Raw genomic sequence first — 19,904 nt, forward strand, 5'->3', positions numbered from 1 at the left:
TGCACATCTGTGCACTAGGTGCGTATAGGTGAAGGTAGTCGTTATCTCCACGGCGTGCCTTCTCGGGGTCGGATCTGCAGGTCGGTCACCTGACGGAGAGGCCGGAAGTCTCCGCAACGCGCTGGTTAACGACTTATATTTGGCCAATGACTGCATGCGGGTCATGCGGTAACGACATGCGGGCGAACGCCAGGTTTTGCGACCAGTGCGGCACTGCCACCCTGCTCCCGGCCGAGACGGCCAACTACAAGCAGGTCACCGTGTTGTTCGCCGACGTCGTGCGCTCGATGGACCTCGCGGCCAACCTGGACATCGAGCGGTTGCGCGAGGTGATGACCGAGCTGGTGCAGCGGTCGGCGGCGGTAGTGCAGCGCTACGGCGGAACGGTCGAATACACCGGTGACGGGGTGATGGCGCTGTTCGGCGCCCCGGTCGCACTGGAGGATCACGCCCTGCGCGGGTGTCTGGCCGCCCTCGCTATCCAGGACGAAGCCGCCGGGCTGGCAGCCGAGGTGGCGCGCCGCGACGACGTGGCGCTGCAACTGCGGGTCGGCCTCCATTCGGGACAGGTCATCGCGGGCGAGATCACGCTGGGGTATGCCGCGACGGGTGAAACGGTCGGGCTGGCGCAGCGGATGGAATCGGCGGCGCAACCAGGCGGGATATTGCTGTCGGAGTCAACCGTGCGACTGGTCGAGCACGCCGCGGTGTTGGGCGTGCCGGAACTGGTGCACATCAAGGGTGTTGCCGACCCGGTGCCGGCGCGCCGGCTGTTGGCCATCAGCCGACCGGACGGCGTGGTGGCCCGCGCCGAGGCGAACCTGGTGGGCAGGCGCTGGGAGATGGCCGCGTTGGACGCCATGGTGGAACGGGCGATCGGCGGACGTGGCGGTGTCGTGACGGTGGTGGGACCGCCAGGCATCGGCAAGAGCCGGGTGGCTCGCGAGATCGCGGCGCGGGCCGCGCCGCGCGGAGTTGAGGTGTATTGGACGTTCTGTGAGTCACACGCCCGCGACGTTTCCTTCGGCGTGGTGGCCAGGTTGCTGCGCGTCGCAAGCGGCGTTACGGACCTCAGTGGACCAGCCGCCCGTACGCGGGTGCGGGACACCGTGCCGCCCGACGCCAACCCGCACGATCTGCTGTTGCTTGACGATCTGCTCGGCATCGCCGACCCGGACGTGCCGCTGCCCCAGATCGACCCCGAGGCCCGACGGCGCCGGTTGACCAGCCTGATCAACAGCACGTCGCTGGCGCGCACCGAGCCGGCGCTCTTCGTGATCGAGGATGCGCACTGGATCGACGCGGTCAGCGAGTCGATGCTTGCCGACTTCCTGACCGTCATCGCACGGACCCCATCCGTGGTCCTGATCACCTATCGCCCGGAGTACCGGGGAACGCTGACGTGCGTGACCGGTGCGCAGACCATAGCGCTTGCGCCACTGGCTGATTCGGACACCGCGGCACTGCTGGGGGAGCTGCTCGGTTCCCATCCCTCCGTCGGTGAGCTGGCACCGATCATTGCCGGGCGCGCCGCGGGCAACCCGTTCTTCACCGAGGAAATGGTGCGGGAACTGGTGCAACGCGGGACGCTGACCGGCGAGCGCGGCGGATACGTCTGTTCGGCGGAAGTCGCTGAGTTGAGCGTGCCGGCCACCGTGCAGGCGGCGATCGCGGCACGCATCGACCGACTCGATTCAGCCGCACGGCGGACATTGAACGCGGCATCGGTGATCGGAGCCCGCTTCGACGCTGACCTACTCGCAGCGTTGGGCATCCAGCCGCAGGTCGATGAATTGCTGCATGGGGAACTGATTGATCAGGTGCGGCTAACCCCAAGTGCCGAGTACGCCTTTCGCCATCCGCTGATCCGCGCGGTGGCCTACGAATCGCAACTGAAGGCCGACCGCGCCGACTGGCACCGGCGGCTGGCCGCGGCCATCGAATCAAAAAGCCGCGATTCGCCCGACTCGAATGCAGCCCTGATCGCCGAGCACTTGGAGGCCGCCGGTGAGCTGGCCGAGGCGTATGCCTGGCATATGCGGGCCGGCGCGCGTTCGGCCAACCTCGACGTCGGCGCGGCCCGGGTCAGTTGGGAGCGGGCATGCCAGATCGCCGACACCCTTCCCGCGGACCGAACCGATCAGCTGTCCTTGCGCATCGCGCCTCGCACGATGCTGTGTGCCAGCGGGTGGCAAGCGATCACGGAAAGCCGCGGCCGTTTCGAAGAACTGCGCGAACTGTGTGCCGCAGCCGGGGACTCAGTTTCGCTCGCCATCGGCATGACCGGGCTGGCCACCGAGTACATGTACAGCGGACGCACGGGCGAGGGCTCGAAAATCATGTCCGAGCAGATGAGGTTGTTGGAGTCGATCGGCGACCCCACCCTCATCGGGTTGGCATTCATCGGATTCAACAACTGGTTCGATGCCGGCGACTTCGGCGAGATCCTGCGATGGTCGCAGACCGTCATCGAACTCGCCGACGGCGATCCCACCAAGGGATCGGAATTCGGCTTCGGATCACCCCTGGCTGCCGCCCTGGCCTGGCGGGGCGTTGCCGGGTGGTGGGTGGGCCGTCGAGGTTGGCGACACAATCTCCTCGACGCCTACACATTGGCCCGGAATAGCGATCCGACAACCTACGCCATGATCGCGGGCTGGACCTACGGCCTGCCGATCACCTACGGGGTCTTCAGGCCGGATGACTCCGCGTTGCGCCGGATCGAGCATGCCGTGCAGAAAGCCGAGGCATCGAGCAATGCCGCTCTGAGCATCGCACGGTACGCCTGGGCCGCCGCACTTCTGAGCCGGGAGGCCGCGTCCGACCGCGACCGTGGGCTGGAATTGATGGTGCAGGTCCGTGCGATGTGGTTACACGAGCCCATCCCCTTCCTCGTTCCGGTTGCCGAGTTGTGGGTGGCACGGGACGCGGCGCGCCGCGGCGATCATGACTCGTCCATCCCGGTGATGCGCCGAACGGTCGACGAGTTGTACCGGGCGGGACGGCCGTTCTTCGAACTGCTGGGCATCGGTGTCCTGACGGAAACACTGCTGGAGCGTGGCGCAGCAGAAGACATCACTGAAGCGCAGGCGGCGATCGACCGCTTGACACAGCTTGGCGCACAGGATAATTGGGCGATGCGTGAGATCACGCTACTGCGGCTGCGCGCATTGATGGCCCGCACATGCGGCGACGACGACGCTTACCGGGTCCTGGTGGACCGCTACCGCACGATGGCGGACACGCTGGGATTCGACGGGCATATCGCGTGGGCCGAGACCATGGCCGCGCGAGCTGCTTCTGAATACCGGAGTACTCGCCAGTCAGGTGACGACGCCGCCGCGCGGCTTCCCGGACTCAGCGGGCGCGCCGGCCTGAACTAGCCTCAGTGGAGATCACAAGAACTCCTGAATCCCGGCGATAAGCACCGGACGCGGGCTGCATTCGATGAAAGTCCGGTGACCCTGTTCGGATGACCACCGCACGGCTTCGTTGAACAAGCAGGCTTGACGCAAGTTGGCGAACCAATATTCGGCGTCGAGGATCGACGCGTCCAGCCCCGCACCGGTGACCGACGAGATGAACGGGATGTCACCGCACCGGGGTCGTATCCCGGAAAGCGACTTGCGCAGCCCCTGCCGCAGCATGTCAACATCGACGCTGCCGACTTCGGTAGCTATCTCACGAGTGTTGCCGCACAACGTCATTACTCGCGCAGCGTCTCGCAGCGACAGCGCGCCTGCCACGTATGCCGCCGCGACTTCACCTAGGGACTGGCCCAGCACCGCGTCCGGATGGATTCCCATCGCACGCCATTGCGCGGCAATGGACACCATCACCGCAAACATCACGGACGGCGCGACATCGAGGCGGTCCGGCCTGGGACACCCGGCGGCGCCCAGCACCGTCCCAAGCACCGACCAATCCACGAATTCGGCGAAAGCGTCATCGCAGAGACGTAATTGCGCCCTGAACGGACGCGCGGACTCCACCGCCGCGACCGTCCCACCCGTCGGTCGCGAAACCTGGCCCGGGAACACGAACACCGTCCCGCCTGTCGCGATGGTTTTCGCGGTCAGAATCTCGGTACGCAGGCCGGTACGTGCGGCGAAAGTTGCCGCAATCACAGGCCTCGGCTGGCGGCTCACGCAGTCAGCATGTCCGTGTCCACGTCGGGCCCAGGCAGTATTCCGCTACTCAATTTGGCGATGCGACACCAGCGCGGCGAGTTCTTCGCGAGTGGTGGTGCCGGTTTTCGACATCGCCCGGTAGATGTGGCTCTCCACGGTACGAACCGAGAGTGTCAGTCGGTCGGCGACCGCGCGGTTGGACAGCCCCGCACCGATCAGCATCACGATCTCCCGTTCGCGATCGGTGAAAGGCAGCGGTTCGCTCGCCCGTCGACGCGCCGGAGTCGACACAGCGCCACACTGCTCGGCCAACGCATCCGCCCGGGCCGCGCAACCCAGGGCGGATCCCCGCAAGCCCTGGTTGCGGTATGCGACGGCGGCGTGTGCGGCGGCGTCGACGCCGGCAATCTGGTCGCCGATCTGCTCGAATTCCTCGGACAGCGCGGCCAGTCCGCTGGCGTCACCCGCGTGGAGGGCGGCCGAAAACCGTGCCGCGATGCCGACCCGTGGTCCCTCGACGACCGCTTCGAGCTCGCGCAACCTGGGTGTACCCGATTGATCACCGAACTGGGCGGCGGTTTGCAGACACAGCACTTCTGCCCCGAATTGCCCTTTGGCCGAGGCCTTTTGAGCTGTCGTCAGCGCGATGGAGATCGCTTCGGAGACGGCGCCTTGGACCGCGGCCACCCATGCTCGCGCCAAACCGCGCTCGTAGTCCAGCGACCGGAATGGGCGACGCTGTCTGTCTAGCGCGGCGAGCGCGGCGCTCGCCTGCTCGATGGATCCGCCGACAGCCAGGGCAGTGACGCGGGAGACGTCGTAGCGGTATCCCCAGCCCAGCGCGTGCGTGGCGGTCAGGCCCGCCACGGCGCTTTCGAGCAATGGGGCCGCGGATCGCACGTTGCCGGCACCGAGTGCGGCCCGACCCCTGATCGCGGCACCCAGCAGTTGAGCAGCCCCCGGCATGTCGGCTGCCCGGCAGCTCACCCGCTCGGCCACCTCAAGGGCCTCCGCAACCCGGCCCGCCAACAGCAGCGCGCTCACATGCGAATCCGCGATATTGAATGCCATCTGTGGCGCGTCGAAAGAGCTTGCGACACTGGCATATCCGGCCTCCGCTAGGGCCGAGGCCTCGCCGGCTCGTCCCGCGTCCGCGCTGATCGTGGCCAGGACCCAGGCGATCTCAGCGCCGACGACTGCGGGTAACTCGCTCAACTCAAGGCTCTTCGACGCGCGCAGCGCGGCACCTGGTTCGTCGGTCGCAAACCAGTAGACCGTCAGGAACGCATCGATGTAGCTGCGCGCCTGCGGTGCTGCGGTTAACGGCGCAGCGTCGATGACCTCTTTCGCGCGCGCGGGGTCACCCAGCGCCCACAGCATGTTGCTGGCCCTCAGGAAGGCCAGTCGGGAGCGCTCGACATCGGTCAACGGGCTGGTGTCGACACCGGCTAGCACGGCGTCAGCTTCCGCACCTCGACCCAGCCACGAAAGTGCATGCGCGCGAACGAAACTCGCTTCAGCACCGGCTCCGGCACGGGCCGCGGCGTCACCGAGCCGATCTGCAAGCTGGAGATCCGCCAGCCAGACCGCGCCGTGAGCCGCGTTGACCAGAAGGTTGGGGTCGGGGGTGAGATCGGAGTCCAGACTCAGGGTGGCCCGCCGCACCACGACCTGGATGTCGTCGCTGCAAGTGGCGAGTTCGGCGGCAACGAGGCCGCGCAGTCGCCGCAAGCGCGTCGACGGCGCGCGGCGTCGGCGCACCTCACCGTAAAGCGGGTGCGCCAAGCGCACCTGGACGGCGCCGTCGGACGACTCGAGAGTGATAAGGGCACGCGTGTCGGCCTCCTCGATCGCCACCGGGTCAGCAATGTGCCTCAGGTGCGCCAATTCGAGCGGCTCCCCGACGGCGACCACGTCGACGACATCGCTGACCGGAGCGGGTAGCGATCCGATACGGGATTCGATCAACTCAACCAGTCCGGGCGGCATGACGGGATCGCCGAGCCAGCGCCAATAGCCGTCGCGGCGGACGATTCGCCGGTCTGCGACCTCCTGCTCGACGATATTGCGCAGATACAGCAGGTTGCCCCGTGTGAGCCGCCAAAGCCGCTGAACGGCAACCGGATCCACGGGGCCGCTCAAGGTGGCCGCGAGCAGGGCGCCGGTTTCCTCAAGCGCCAGGGGCTGCAGGTCAATGCGTTCGAATTGGCCGATCCTCCATATGTCTTGCACCGCAGGTGGAATGGGGTCACCGCCGCGGACGGTGAGCAACACTTTCGCCGTACCCCGCTGCACGACCTGATGGAGAACGAAAATAGAAAGATCATCCAGCATTTGGACGTCGTCGACGGCCAGCACTACCGGGACTCCCGACGGCGCCGCGGTCAGTGCCTCCATGACGGCGCGCGGCAGCTGAACGACATCGGTGACCCCTGGCTGCGCCCACTCTGTGAAGGCGCCCAGCGGGATTGCCCGCGCCGCCGAGGTGCCGACGGCCCACCGGCCCTCGCAACCCCGGGAAACGGCTGCAGACAGCGCTTCACGGGCGATCCGACTCTTCCCGACCCCCGCTGGACCGCAAACGACTATGCCGGGGGTGTCCGAGGCCGCCAGAGCAGCTTTGATGGTTCGCAACTGCTCCAAGCGGCCGACTAACGGCCACGACAAGCGCACGTCCGTAGCGTACGGGTAAGCACCGCAAATTCTGCGGCTAATCGGGCCAACATCCCATTCGTTGAGTTCATCCTCCGGTGCTGCGCCACACCCCGATTAAGTATTCGACTACTCAATGCCGAGCCGCCGCGTCAGGTCAGGCTGGGTTCAATGCCCCTGCACGCCCGCCACGCCAAATGACCAGTTGGAGGAATCACATGTCGTACGTGACGGCAGCACCAGATCTGATAACCGCGGCCGCAACGGATTTGGCCGCTATCGAGTCGGCCCTCAACGCGGCCAACACAGCCGTTGCGGCCCAGACCACGGCGGTAATCGCCGCGGGAGCCGATGAGGTGTCGGCAGCCCTCGCTGCCCTGTTCTCCAACCACGGCCGGCAATATCAAGCGCTCAGCGCGCAGGCGACGCGGTTCCACGACCAGTTCGTGCGCATCCTGGCAGGCGGCGCGGAGTCGTATGCCGGCGCTGAGGCGGCCGCCGCCGCGCCGCTCCGGAGCCTGCTAGACCTCGTCAACGCGCCTTTCGTGACCCTGACCGGACGGCCACTGATCGGCAGCCCCGCCAGCGTTGCCGCGCGGCCCGGGCCCGCCGCGAGCGTCCAGGAACTGCTCGCCAACCTGGGCCTGGGCAACAAGGGCGCCGCCAACGTCGGTAACGGCAATACCGGCAACAGCAACTTCGGCAGCGGCAATATCGGCGACCAGAACTTCGGCGGCGGCAACGCCGGCAACGCGAATATCGGCAGCGGCAACACCGGCAACCGAAACTTCGGCTCCGGAAACATCGGAGACGACAATTTCGGCTTTGGAAACGTCGGAACCAACCTTTACGGGCCGGGCACTCACAACGTGGGACTGGGCAACACCGGTAACGACAACATCGGCCTCGGAAACAGCGGCAACGGGAACAGGGGCGGCGGAAACACCGGCAATTTCAACACCGGCGCCGGCAACACCGGCAACAACAACACTGGATTCGGCAACACCGGAAACAACAACATCGGGATCGGGCTCACCGGCAACAATCAAGTGGGCATCAACCTAGCGGGATTGCTAAACTCAGGTAGCGGCAACATCGGCTTCGGGAACTCCGGAACCAACAACATCGGACTTTTCAACTCCGGCTCCGGCAACATCGGGATTTTCAACGCGGGCAGCACCCTCGGAGAACTGCCAGGTCCTCACAACAACTTCGGCATCGGAAACTCCGGCGCCGGTGGTTTCGGCGTCGGCAACACCGGCGCTTTGAATACCGGCGTCGGGAACGCCGGCCTGGCCAATACAGGCTTCGGGAACTCCGGCAACTACAACACCGGCTTCGGCAATACTGGCATCGTCAACAGCGGCTTCTGGAACGCGGGTGACTACAACACGGGAAACGGGAACTCGGGCGACACGAACACCGGTCTGGGGAATTCGGGTAACGCCAACACCGGTATCGGATCCGCTTTCAACACCGGCCTGTCCACCTCGGGCTTCAACAACACGGGAACCAACGTGTCGGGCTTCAACAACACCGGCTCACAGATGTCGGGTCTGCTGAATACCGCCAAGGGCGGCAGCATCGTGAATCACGGAATTTCGGGGGTCTCCAACTTGGCGTCCGGCGGCTCAGACATCGACGGCCGGATGTCGGGCTTCTTCAACACCGCCGTCACCGCGGCGATCGGGGGCCAACCGATCGGCCGGGTGAGCGGCTACGACTCGGGCTTTTTCAACTTCGGCACGGGCATCGCGGGCCTGTTCGGCCTCGGTCGCCTGTGAAGTCGCGCGATTCCGGCTAACGACGCGATTCCTTGCGCAACGCGGTGTCCCTTTACTCGATCTTGACCGCGCGTTGAATCACCTGTTCGACGATGACAGACGTGACTACGCTCCAAGACGTGGAACTGGGGGTTCTGGGACCACTTCACGTTCGGCAGGCCGGTGCGCCGGTCACCATTCCGGGCGCGAAACCACGCGCCCTCCTCACCATGCTGGGCCTGCACGACGGTTCGGTGGTACCGGCCGAGACGCTGCTCGAGTTGCTCTGGGGCATCGACCCGCCGCGCACCGCAGACAAGGCCTTGCAAACCCACGTCTCCACCCTGCGCCGCACCCTGGGCGACGGCTTGGTCCTGACCGAGGGGGCGGGATGGCGGCTGGCCGCAACCGAGGTGGATGCCTCGTTGTACCGGGCCGCGGCCCGACGGGGACGCGATGCCGCGGCCGCCGGCGACATCAGCCAGGCGGTGGCCCGCTTCGACGAAGCTCTCGCTCTCTGGCGCGGAGTCCCCGAACTGCCCGAGACCCGGCGGGGGTCCGCCGAAAGAACACGCTGGGTCGAGGGCCATGCCGCGCTGGTGGAGGACCGCGCCGAGGCTCTGCTCGCGACCGGACGCGCCGCGGAGATCATCGGCGAACTCGAAACCGCGGTGGCCGATGCGCCGCTGCGTGAGCGGCGATGGGGCCAACTGATGCTCGCCCTGTACCGCGCCGGTCGGCAGGGCGAAGCGATCGGCGCTTTCCGGCGCGCGCGGACGCTGCTCGCCGAGGAACTGGGCGTGGAACCCGGACCCGAACTGCGCCGGCTGGAGACGGCGATCATCGCCCAAGATGCGGCACTGGATGCGCCTGCCGCACAGAGCATTTCATCGATTATGCGGGCTGTGACGTTCCTGCTGACCGATATCGAGGGATCCACCGCCGCTTGGGAAACAGACGCCGTCGCGATGGCGACAGCGCTGGCACGCCACGACGAGCTCGCCGAACAGATCGTCACATCCCGCGGCGGACGGTTGATCAAGACGCGAGGTGAGGGCGATGCCACGTTCTCGGTTTTCGACCGGCCTTCGGCCGCTGCCGCGGCAGCACTCGAACTGCAGGATGCAATCGCGCGCGAGCCGTGGTCGCTAGCGGACCCGATGCGCATCCGGGTGGCATTGCACACCGGCGAGGTCGAGCTTCGCGACGGCGATTACTTCGGACGGGCCGTCAATCGCGCCGCCCGGCTCCGGTCGCTTGCGGCGGGTGGTCAGATTCTGTGTTCGGGCGCGACGGCCGAACTGGTCATCGACTCGCTGCCCGACGATGTGGTGCTCAGCGACCTGGGTGTGCGCCAGCTGCGCAACCTTGCGCGCCCGGAGCATGTCTTCGAGCTCCGCCTGGCCAGCGCCGACGAGCGTCCCGCCCCGGAGTCCGCCGCGGCCCCCCTGCAGCGGCCGGGCATGCCCGCGATGCTCACCGGACCCGGACCGTTCGTGGGCCGCGGCACCGAGGTCCAGCGTCTTTTCACGGCCTGGCAGACCGCGCTCGCCGGGAGCACCAACGCGGTCCTGATTGCCGGCGAACCCGGCGTCGGTAAAACGCGATTGGCCGGCGAGTGGTCCCGGCAGGCGTATGACGACGGTGCCATCGTGATCTACGGGCGCTGCGACGAGGACCTCGGCGCGCCCTACCAGCCGTTCGCTGAAGCTTTGCGTGCGCTGGTGCCGGCTCTCGGCGCCGCCGGCCTTCGCGGGTTGCGCGGAGTGGAAGCGTTGCTGCCGCTGGTGCCCGGTCTTTGCGATGTGTTGCCGGACCTGACCGCACCGCCCCGCGCCGACCCCGACACCGAGCGCTACGCGCTGTTCGACGCCGTCGTCGCAATGTTGAGGGTGGCCGCCACCGGCGCGCCCGTCGTGCTGATCCTCGACGACCTGCACTGGGCCGCCAAGCCCACCCTGTTGCTGATGCGGCATCTACTGCGCTTCGGCGATCAGGCGCGCGTCCAGATCATCGGCACCTACCGCAGCACCGACCTCGACCGCTCCCATCCCCTGGCGGCGATGCTCGCGGACCTGCACCGGGACGGCACCGCCAGCCGTCTCAACCTCGGCGGTCTGGACGAGGACGACGTCACCTGCTACGTCGCGGAGTCGGGTTACGACGATGAGGACCTGGCCCGCGCACTGGCGTCGGTCACCGGCGGCAATCCGTTCTTCCTCATCGAGGCGCTGCGCCACGTCGACGAAAGTGGCGGCCATTGGGATGCGAACACGTTGCCGCAAGGAGTGCGCGAAGCGGTGAGCCGGCGCCTATCCCGGCTGCCGGAGGAGACGAACAAGGCCCTCGCCGCGGCGGCCGTGGTGGGCAGCAGGTTCGCCGTGGAGCTCGTCGAGCGGGTACTGGACCAAGACCTCGTCGACGCGTTCGAAGAAGCCGCCCAGGCCGGCATCGTCATCGAGGAGCCCGGTGGCCACTACCGGTTCAACCACGCCATCGTCCGGCAGTCGTTGCTGGCCGAACTGGCGTCCGTGCGTCGCATGCGCCTGCACCAGCACATCGCCGCGACGCTGGAGAGCCGGCCGGGTGCGGGCGACGAGCTGCTTGCCGAACTGGCCTACCACTATTTCGAATGCGCCTGGGCAGGCAACGCGGTCAAGGCCGTCGAATACTGCCGGCGCGCCGCGGACCAGGCGATGGCCCGCCTCGGATACGAGGGCGCCGCCGAACTTTACGGCCGGGCACTGCATGCGCTCGAGGAGATAGACGAGGACCTGCCGGATCGTCCCGATCAGACGGCCGAACTGCTGCTCGCTCGCTGCGAGGCGCTACTGGCCGCTGGCGACGTGACGTCGGCGGCGGGCACGGTAACCCAATTACACTCCTCGACAGTCGATTCCGAGCGATGGGCGGCATGGGCCACCTGCTTCGACGGGCAGCTGGCCATGCTTACTCATCCGGAGCGGTTGGACGAAATCGAGATCGCGTTGGGTGCGGCTGCTGACAAGCTGGCCGGATTGGACGATGCCGGTGGGGAAGCCAAGGCCCACACCGTCCGGGCCTCCTGCCTGGCCCGTCTAGGGCGCATCGGCGACTGCGAAGCCGCCCTGGATGACGCGCTGACGGCGGCGCGGCGCGCCCGTGATCACCGCCGCGTGAACGCGGTTCTGGCCGGCGCGCCGCTCGCCGCACTGTGGGGCCCCAATCCCGTTCCACGGGCCGGCGGCCGGTGTCTTGACGTCGTTCGGCTACTTCGGATCACCACCGACTCCCCTGCCGTCGAGGCCACGTCGATGCGGTGTCAGGCGGTCCTGGAAGCTTTCCGGGGCCGCGCGCCCGCGGCCCGGCGGATGATCGAGTCTGCCCGACGCACGGTCACCGAACTCGGCCTGCGCCACGCGATATCAGAAGTAGAGCAGTTTGCCGGCATCGTCGAGCTGATCGTTGCCGAGCCCGCTGCTTCAGAGACACATCTTCGTCTGTCGTACAACGGTTTTCGCCGGATGGGCCTGGATGCCGACACCGCCGAGACCGCGGCACTGCTGGGGCGGGCCTGCCTGGCTCTGGGGCGAGACGCCGAGGCTGACGAGTTGTGCTCGGAGAGCGAACGTCTCGCCGGGCACGCGCTCAAGCCTTCGATCGCTTGGCGCACGCTGCGGGCGCAACTGCTTTCGCGTGGCGACGATCACGAGGAGGCTCGGCAAGTCGCCGAGGCGGCCGTCAGCCTGGCCGCACGGACCGACCTGTTGGTCGATCATGGGGATGCGTGCCTGACTCTGGCATCGGTTCTGGACGCTTCCGGCGATGCGGTGGGGGCACGAACGGCTGCCGGGCAAGCGGCCGCACTGTACGAACGCAAAGGCGCTGATGCCTTGGTTCAGATCGCGCGAGAGCTTGGCGGGGTGCGGATCTCGCCCTCTCCCTCAGCCACTTCCGAGGCATCTACTGTCGCACCGGTCAACAAGTGCGTGCGTACGGGCGGCTTACTGATCGAGGCGGTCAATAGACAAGCCTGGGGCGAGGTCGAGCGCTTGCTCGCCTCGCATGTCTCGGTCGAGAGTCGGCGCAAGATCGTCGGCTTCCCGAGAATCGATGTGCCGTCTAGCCGTTGGCCGCAGGACATGGGACATTTCCTGCAAGCCGGAATGGTGCGCTACCGGCACGCGCCCGTGGCGGTACGTGGCGAGCGTTGTGCTATCACGCGATTGGAGCTCGCGACTGCAGACTTGAGTCCAGGTGCTCCGCGGGACGAGATGCTGCACCTTGCCGTCATCAACGAGGAAGGCCTGATCACGCTGCAGATCTGGTTCGACGTCGAAGACATCGAGGCGGCGATCGCGGAATTGGACACCTTGTACACGCGGCTGGGTGAGCATCAGCCGCGGCGCCCAGAAAACGCGGCCAGTCGCCTGTATGAGCGATACAAAGTGTTGTATGCGGCACGCGACTGGGGCGCAGTCGCCGAATTGCTCGCCGACAACATCCGGACGGAGGATCGTCGCCGAGTGGTCAATTCCGGCCTAAGACATGGCCCGCATGAGGTGATGGCTGAAATCTTGGCGTTGGCCGACGTCGGAATCGACTTGGCCTTCGACGTCATCGCGACCCGTGGCGAGCGATTGTTCCTCAGCAGGCTACGAACCACGGGTCCCAGCGAGAAAGCCAACGGTTTCCATTCGGTCGTTCTCAATATCCTCGAACTCGACGTCGACGGCAAGGTCGTCACGCGCACCACTTTCGACCTCGATGACTTCGACGCCGCCATGGCAGAACTCGATGCCCGGTACCTGGCAGGTGAAGGCGCCGCTCACGCACGTACCTGGTCGGTCATCACCCAAGGAGTTGCGGCGCTCAACCGGCACGAGCTGCCATCAACCACAACGGACTTCGTGAGCATCGACCACCGCCGGGTCGCCGCCTACCCGCCCGGTGAGGTGGTCGACTACGTCCGTGCCGGGTGGGACCTCGACCAGAACATCCGAACCTACGTTGAGGTTGTGCGTCGGCTCAGCGACATCGGCGCCGTCTACACCCATGTGGCGCGGGGCGTTTCCCGCGACGGCTTCGACGCCGAGTGGCGGGGCGTGAGCCTCGTGACGCTGGACCGCGACCTGGTGAAGCGCACTGAGGTGTTCGACGAAGAAGATCTCGACGCCGCGCTCGCGCGATTTGATCAACTCAGCGGCCCGGCCCGGCCGTTGGAGAATGCGGCGAGTCACGCCTATCACCAGGTGAACCTGCACTACTCGGCGGGTGACTGGACCGCACTGTCAAACGTTCTGGCGCCGAACATGATCGACGACGACCGTCGACACGCCGTGAACGCCGGAATACGACTCGGCCGGGATGCGCAGATCACCAACAGCCGGGCGGTCGCCGAAACCGGCACCGGACAGCTGACGTCCACCGTCGTCGCGAGCCGCGGGGAGCATCTCGCGCTGTGCCGTACATGTTTGTCCGGCCAAGACCAGCAGCCTGAACCATTCCGCATCGAGTTCCTCAGCGTCGTCGAGATCAATGCCGACCGGCAGGTGATGACCCACGTTGCCTTCGACGACGCGGACTTCCTCAGTGCCGTCGAGGAACTCGACGAGCGGTACGTGGTCGGCGAGGCGGTGGCCCACGCGAACACATGGTCACTGGTCACGGGTAGCTACTCTGCTCTCAACCGGCATGAGCTGCCATCAATCTCGCCCGACTGTTTGAACATCGATCACAGAGGCGAGTCATCGTTCGGATTCAGTGACCTCATCGCTCATGTCGGCTCCGGACGCGACTCTCTCCAAGAAATCAAGGCTTATGTCGAGGCGGCCCATAGGCTTAACGACCTCGGTGCAGTCATCACGTATGCGGCTGAAGAGACCGCCCAAGGCGGCTTTCGCGCCGAATGGCGGGGGATCGCACTCCTCACCTTCGATGGCGACATGCTCGACCGCTGCGAAGTATTCGATGAGGCCGACCTCGACGCCGCGCTCGCCAGACTTGATGAACTGAGCCGACCGGTGCTGCGGCCGGACAACATAGCAAGCCGGGCCTTCGACCGCGTCAACGCATGCTTCGCGGTCCGCGACTGGGCAGCGATAGCGGAAATGTTGTCCGAGGACGTAATCGACGACGACCGTCGACGCATGGCGAATGCGGGCGTCCGCAGCGGTCGCGACGCGGTGATCCAAGGAGTGTGCACTGCCGCAGACCTTGGCACAAAGCAGATTTCCTCGACTGCCATCGCCACCCGTGGGGATCACCTGGCTTTGTGTCGAGCCCGCTACTCGGGTGACGATCGGGTGCCTGACGCCTTCTACAGCGAGGCGCTCAGCGTCATTGAAATCGACGCCGACGAGCGTGTTACATACCATGCCGGATTCGGCATCGACGACTTCCACAGCGCCATCGAGGAATTGGACGAGCGTTATCTCGCGGTCGAAGCAGCGCCGCACGCGCGCACCTGGTCGGTGATCGCAGCAGGCTTCGGCGCAATCAACCGGCGCGAACTTCCACCGACAACCCCGAACTGGGCGAATGTGGACCACCGCCAAGGAGCAGCGTTCGCCTCCGGCGAGATGACCGCCTACATCCGCGCCGCATGGGACCTCGAGGACGAAGTCAAGGTCTACGTCGAGGCGGTACATCGACTGAGCGACGTCGGAGCCGTCTTGACCTTCGTGACGCGCGGCACTTCACAGGACGGTTTCGACGCGGAATGGCGGACCGTCGAATTGGTGACCGTCGAAGGCGACATGTCAAGCCGCTGTGAGCTGTTCGACGAGTCCGACCTCGGCAACGCCTTAGCGAGGTTCGACGAGCTGCAGCGTCCGCCGCTGACTCTGGGCAACTCGGCAAGTCGAGTAGCGCAGCGCTTCTCGGCATGCCACGCCGCTCGAGACTGGGACGGTACGGCGAAGACGCTGGCTGACGATTTTCGTGGTGACGACCGGCGCAAGGTAGTGGGCTCGGGAATTCAGCTCAGCCGAGAGGCTCAGATCGCAGCCATGCGCGCGACCGCTGACCTCTGGGTTGCGAGCCAGACGTCCGCTGTCGTAGCCACCCGCGGGGAACACCTTGCCCTCATGCGTGCTCGTTTTTCGGATCCCATGCGAACACCAGAGGCATTTATCACAGAACTGCTCGGAGTCGTCGAGATCAACGCCGCCGAGCAGATCGTCGCGATCATTTCGTTCGACTGCGACGACTTCGACTCCGCCATTGAAGTACTCGACGCTCGTTTCCGCAACGGTGGAGGTGCGCCACATGCTGCCATCTGGTCGCTCGTAACAGGCAGTTACGCCGCCCTCAATCGGCATGAGCTTCCATTGACCACATCGGACTGTCTCAATGTCGATCACCGAGGCCAATCAGCCTTTGGGTTCAGCGATCTCATCGCATACCTCCGCGCCGGAGGGGATTTCCCTCAGGACATCATCACCTATGTCGAGGCTGTCCATCAGCTGAACGAGCTTGGAGCAGTCGTCACCTACGCGGCAAACGAAACCTCCCGCGAGGGCTTCGATGCGGAGTGGCGTGCGATCGCCCTCGTAACGTTCGCAGGCGCGTTGTTAAACCGATGTGAGATCTTTGGCGAGGGTGAACTTGACGCCGCACTAGCGATATTCGAACAACTCAGCCGGCCCCAGTTGGAGAACACGGCGAGCCAACTGGCGCGGCGCTACTTGGCGCACATCGCGGACGGCAACTGTGACGGCATGGAAACGATATTGTCGGATGACATCTGCACCGATGACCGCCGCCGAGTGGTCGGAGCAGGAGTTCGAAAAGGCAAGCCCGCCTTGATGACAGATCTGCGAACAATAGCCGGACTCTCTGACATGGACTTGACGTGCACCACCATCGCAACCCGGGGCAACCGTCTCGCACTGATGAGGGCCAGCTACCAGATGCGCCAGTCAGAACATCTGACATATCGGTCTGAGGTGCTCGGGGTCGGCGAAATCGACCACAAACAGCGGATCGTCGCGGCAGTCTCGTTCGATTGCGACGACTTCGACTCCGCCATCGAAGAACTCGACGCTCGTTTCCTCAACGGTGAAGCCGCACCTCACGGGCAGGCGTGGGCGGTCGTCGCCGCTTCATACAGAGCACTGAATCAGCGCAGGCTACCGCGCACAACGCCCGACTGGATCAGCATCGACCACCGCCGACTGGTTCCGCTGCCAAACGGTGAGCTGACGGCATACCTGCGTGCGACCTGGGAGCAGTCGCCCCGATCTGGTGTGCATATCGAGGCGGTGCATCGGCTGACCGACTTTGGAGCAGTCGTCACCCGTGTTGTTCGCGGGACATCGACGGAAGGCTTCGATGCAGAGTGGCGCGGGATCGACGTGATCAGCGTCGAAGGTGGCCTGATCAATCGCTGCGAGCTCTTCGACGAGGTCGATTTCGACTGCGCGATCAAGCGATTCGACGAATTGCGCCCCCCGCGGCTGCAGAATGCGGCAAGCCGGGTGGCGCAGCGCTTTGCGGACAGCTTCACCGCTCATGACTGGGACGCCGTAGCACAGGTATTCGCCGAGGACTACTACAACGACGACCGCCGTCGGGTGGTGAACGCCGGGGTACGACCAGGTCGATCCGCGGCGATCGAAGACTTGCGGGTATCCGCTGAGTTGGGATTGCTGACGAGCGTCAGCTGGGAATCAGTTGCGGTACGAGGTGAAAGCCTGGTTCTGACACGGTTTCTCGGCTCCGGTGGCGACCCTGAGAAAGTTCGGGTCGATGTACTCCAGGTGGTCGAGGTCGCCAACAGCCAGATCGTGTCCGCGGTGGTTTTCGACTTTGACGACATCGATGCGGCCTTCGCGGAACTCGACGCGCGCTACCTGGCTGGCGAAGCGGTCGAAAATTCAGCGACGTGGTCCGTGGTGATGAGCGTCTACTCCGCGCTCAATCGGCATGAACTTCCCGCCACAACACCTGACTGGATCAACATCGACCATCGCCCGCTGGTAGCAATCGAGGACGGTGACCTGGGCCGGTGGATTCGGGCCGCGTGGGATCTGGCCCCCGAGGCCGTGATCCGCGTCGAGGCGGTGCATCGACTGAGTGCGGCGGGAGCTGTCGTCACACACGTCGCATACGCGACATCACGCGAGGGCCTGGAAGCCGAGTGGCGGGAGATTGGTGTTTACACCTTCGATGGTCACCGCATCAGTCGCTGCGAGGTCTTCTCCGGTGCCGATACCGATGCGGCCGTGGCTCGCTTCGACGAGCTGCAGTCGCAACCGCCGCCGCTTCAGAACGCGGCAACCCAAGCGTTGCAATGCCTGCAGGCGCATTTCGCGGCCCGCAACTGGGTCGCGTTGGCCGACGAATTGGCCGAAGACATCTACACCGATGACCGCCGACGGGTGATCGGCGCCGGGATCCGGCACGGTCGGGCTGCTGAAATTCAAGGGTTGCAAGCCGCTGCAAGCGTCGGCACCAAGCAGGTGACGTCGACCTTCCTCGCGACCCGCGGTGAGCGCCTCGTTCTTGCAAGATCTCGTCTGGCGCCGAATGACCAACGGCCGGCGGCCTTTTACGCAGAAATGATCGGCGTTGTGGAGGTCAACGCCGACCACCTGGTGACGGGTGTCGTCTCTTTCGACGTCGACGATATCGACGCTGCGTTCGCCGAGCTGGACGCGCGTTACCTGGCCGGCGAGGCGGGGCCGTGCGCGCACACCTGGTCGGTCATCAGCCGGGAATGCGCCGCGTTCAACCGGCATGAACTTCCCGCAACAGAGTTCGTCACCGTCGACCACCGGCGGCTGCTAAAGATGGCTACCGGCAATCTGATCGGCGACATCGAAGTCACCTGGGATCTGATGCCCGACGTCAGCATCCGGATCGAGTCGGTGCATCGACTTACGCATCTGGGAGCCGTCGCCAGCTATGTGGCGCAGGGCACCTCGCCGGAAGGCTTCCACGCCGAGTGGCGGATCACCTATCTCGTCACGGTCGACGGAGACCACATCAGCCGCTGCGAAATCTTCGACGAAGCCGACCTCGACGCCGCGCTCGCGCGGTTCGACGAGCTCACGGTTCAAGGCAAGGACTCGGCGCCCGGTACCGAATGAACACCGGAACCACCAGCGCCGCGATCAGCACACCCGCTACCACCAGCGCGCCGCCGCCCGCCGCGGCCGCCGTCGTTCCCACCGCAGCCGCCGCGGCTCCGTGCAGCGTGTCAGCCAGCCGCGGCCCTCCGCCCACCACCACGGTGAACACCCCCTGCAAACGCCCCACCAACTCGGCGGAGGCCGCCTCCTGCAGGATCGTCTGCCGGAATGCCGCCGACACCATGTCCGCCGCACCGCCGACGGCCAAGAACGTCACTGCCGCCCACAACATCGGGCCCGCCCGCCCGTGCGCCATCCCGCAGACCAACCCGAAGCCGACCATCGCCAGCCCCCACACGACGATCGATGCGACTATCGTCGTGCCCTGGCGCCGAATCCGGGGCAACCAGCCGGAGAACACACCCCCGGCCACCGCCCCGGCTGAGATGGCCGCGGCCAACAGCGCCATCGCCGAGCCGCCCTCGATCGGACCGCCGAAGCTTTCGTGAGCGATCTGCGGAAACAGCGCGCGCGGCATCCCGAAAATCATGGCGATCAGGTCGACGACGAACGACATCAGCACCACCGTGTTGCCGGCCAGGTAGCGGAAACCGTCGAGTACCGCGCCGATCCCCCAACCCGCCGTCCCGGGTGGTTCCAGCGCCGGCATCGGCGAGAGTCGAAAGGTCGCCCAGATCGGCGCCGTGCAGGCCAGCGCGTCGATCAAGTACAGCGTGGACAGGTCGACCCAGTTCAGCAGCAGCCCTGCCAACAGCGGGCCGACGATCGCCCCGAACTGACTGACGGTCATGTTCAGCGCGTTGGCTGCGGGCAACTGCTCCCCCGGCAACATCCGCGGGATCGCCGCGGACCGGGCGGGCGAGTTGATCGCGAAAAACCCCTGCTGCAGCGCCAGCAGACAGAGGACCACCCACACGCTGTTCAGGGACAACGCCGCCTGCAGCCACAACAACAGCGACCCCACCGCCAGTCCGCATGAGGAGAGGATCAACAACAGCCGCCGATCCATGGCATCTGACCAGGCGCCGCCGAGCAGACCGAACACCACCAGCGGCACCAACGCGAACAGTCCGGCCAGCCCGACGTATGCGGAGTTTCGCGTCAGTGCATAGATCTGCACGGGGACTGCGAAGATTGTCAGGTTGGCGCCGATGACGGTAGGAATGCCGGCCGCCCAGAGTCTGCGAAAGTCGGCGGTGCGCAGCGGCGTCGTGTCCGCGAAGAGGGGCATCGTCGCCGAGCGTAGCCGCAACCGTTAAGGCATAAACGTGCGGCGAACGTGA

Annotated in this window: 6 protein-coding genes; 3 read left to right on the top strand and 3 right to left on the bottom strand. The window is 65.8% G+C overall.

What is annotated here, in order from left to right; translation table 11 throughout:
• The first annotated feature begins 146 nt into the window (after window positions 1-146).
• Complete coding sequence (locus C0J29_RS25495; protein ID WP_120793945.1) at window positions 147-3,383, top strand: AAA family ATPase; 3,237 nt, start codon at window positions 147-149, stop codon at window positions 3,381-3,383.
• Between the two features lie 12 nt (window positions 3,384-3,395).
• On the opposite strand, the gene C0J29_RS25500 is transcribed toward C0J29_RS25495, so the two are convergent.
• Window positions 3,396-4,148, bottom strand: a complete 753-nt coding sequence (locus tag C0J29_RS25500; protein ID WP_120793946.1) for an acyltransferase domain-containing protein — start codon at window positions 4,146-4,148, stop codon at window positions 3,396-3,398.
• 45 nt (window positions 4,149-4,193) lie between these two features.
• On the bottom strand, window positions 4,194-6,803 hold the full coding sequence (locus C0J29_RS25505; RefSeq protein WP_120793947.1) for a helix-turn-helix transcriptional regulator: 2,610 nt from the start codon (window positions 6,801-6,803) through the stop codon (window positions 4,194-4,196).
• A 197-nt stretch (window positions 6,804-7,000) separates the two neighbouring features.
• On the opposite strand from C0J29_RS25505, the gene C0J29_RS25510 reads away from it, so the two are divergent.
• Both C0J29_RS25510 and C0J29_RS25515 read left to right on the top strand, forming a co-directional pair.
• The gene (locus C0J29_RS25510; RefSeq protein WP_242460549.1) at window positions 7,001-8,566 is read left to right on the top strand and encodes a PE domain-containing protein; all 1,566 of its coding nucleotides are present in this window, start codon (window positions 7,001-7,003) and stop codon (window positions 8,564-8,566) included.
• A 119-nt stretch (window positions 8,567-8,685) separates the two neighbouring features.
• Window positions 8,686-18,618 carry a BTAD domain-containing putative transcriptional regulator gene (locus C0J29_RS25515; RefSeq protein ID WP_277950753.1) on the top strand — a complete coding sequence of 3,311 codons (9,933 nt, stop codon included), beginning with the start codon at window positions 8,686-8,688 and terminating at the stop codon, window positions 18,616-18,618.
• On the opposite strand, the gene C0J29_RS25520 is transcribed toward C0J29_RS25515, so the two are convergent.
• Complete coding sequence (locus tag C0J29_RS25520; RefSeq protein ID WP_120793949.1) at window positions 18,578-19,852, bottom strand: MFS transporter; 1,275 nt, start codon at window positions 19,850-19,852, stop codon at window positions 18,578-18,580. The genes C0J29_RS25515 and C0J29_RS25520 overlap by 41 nt on opposite strands.
• Window positions 19,853-19,904: the final 52 nt, after the last annotated feature.

This window comes from Mycobacterium paragordonae, from assembly GCF_003614435.1.
In the GTDB taxonomy this organism is placed as follows: Bacteria; Actinomycetota; Actinomycetes; order Mycobacteriales; family Mycobacteriaceae; genus Mycobacterium; species Mycobacterium paragordonae.

Bases quoted from the DNA above. Each gene is read 5' to 3' on its own strand.
- C0J29_RS25495 (WP_120793945.1), top strand. From the start codon at position 147: ATGACTGCATGCGGGTCATGCGGTAACGACATGCGGGCGAACGCCAGG.
- C0J29_RS25510 (WP_242460549.1), top strand. From the start codon at position 7,001: ATGTCGTACGTGACGGCAGCACCAGATCTGATAACCGCGGCCGCAACG.
- C0J29_RS25520 (WP_120793949.1), bottom strand. From the start codon at position 19,852: ATGCCCCTCTTCGCGGACACGACGCCGCTGCGCACCGCCGACTTTCGC.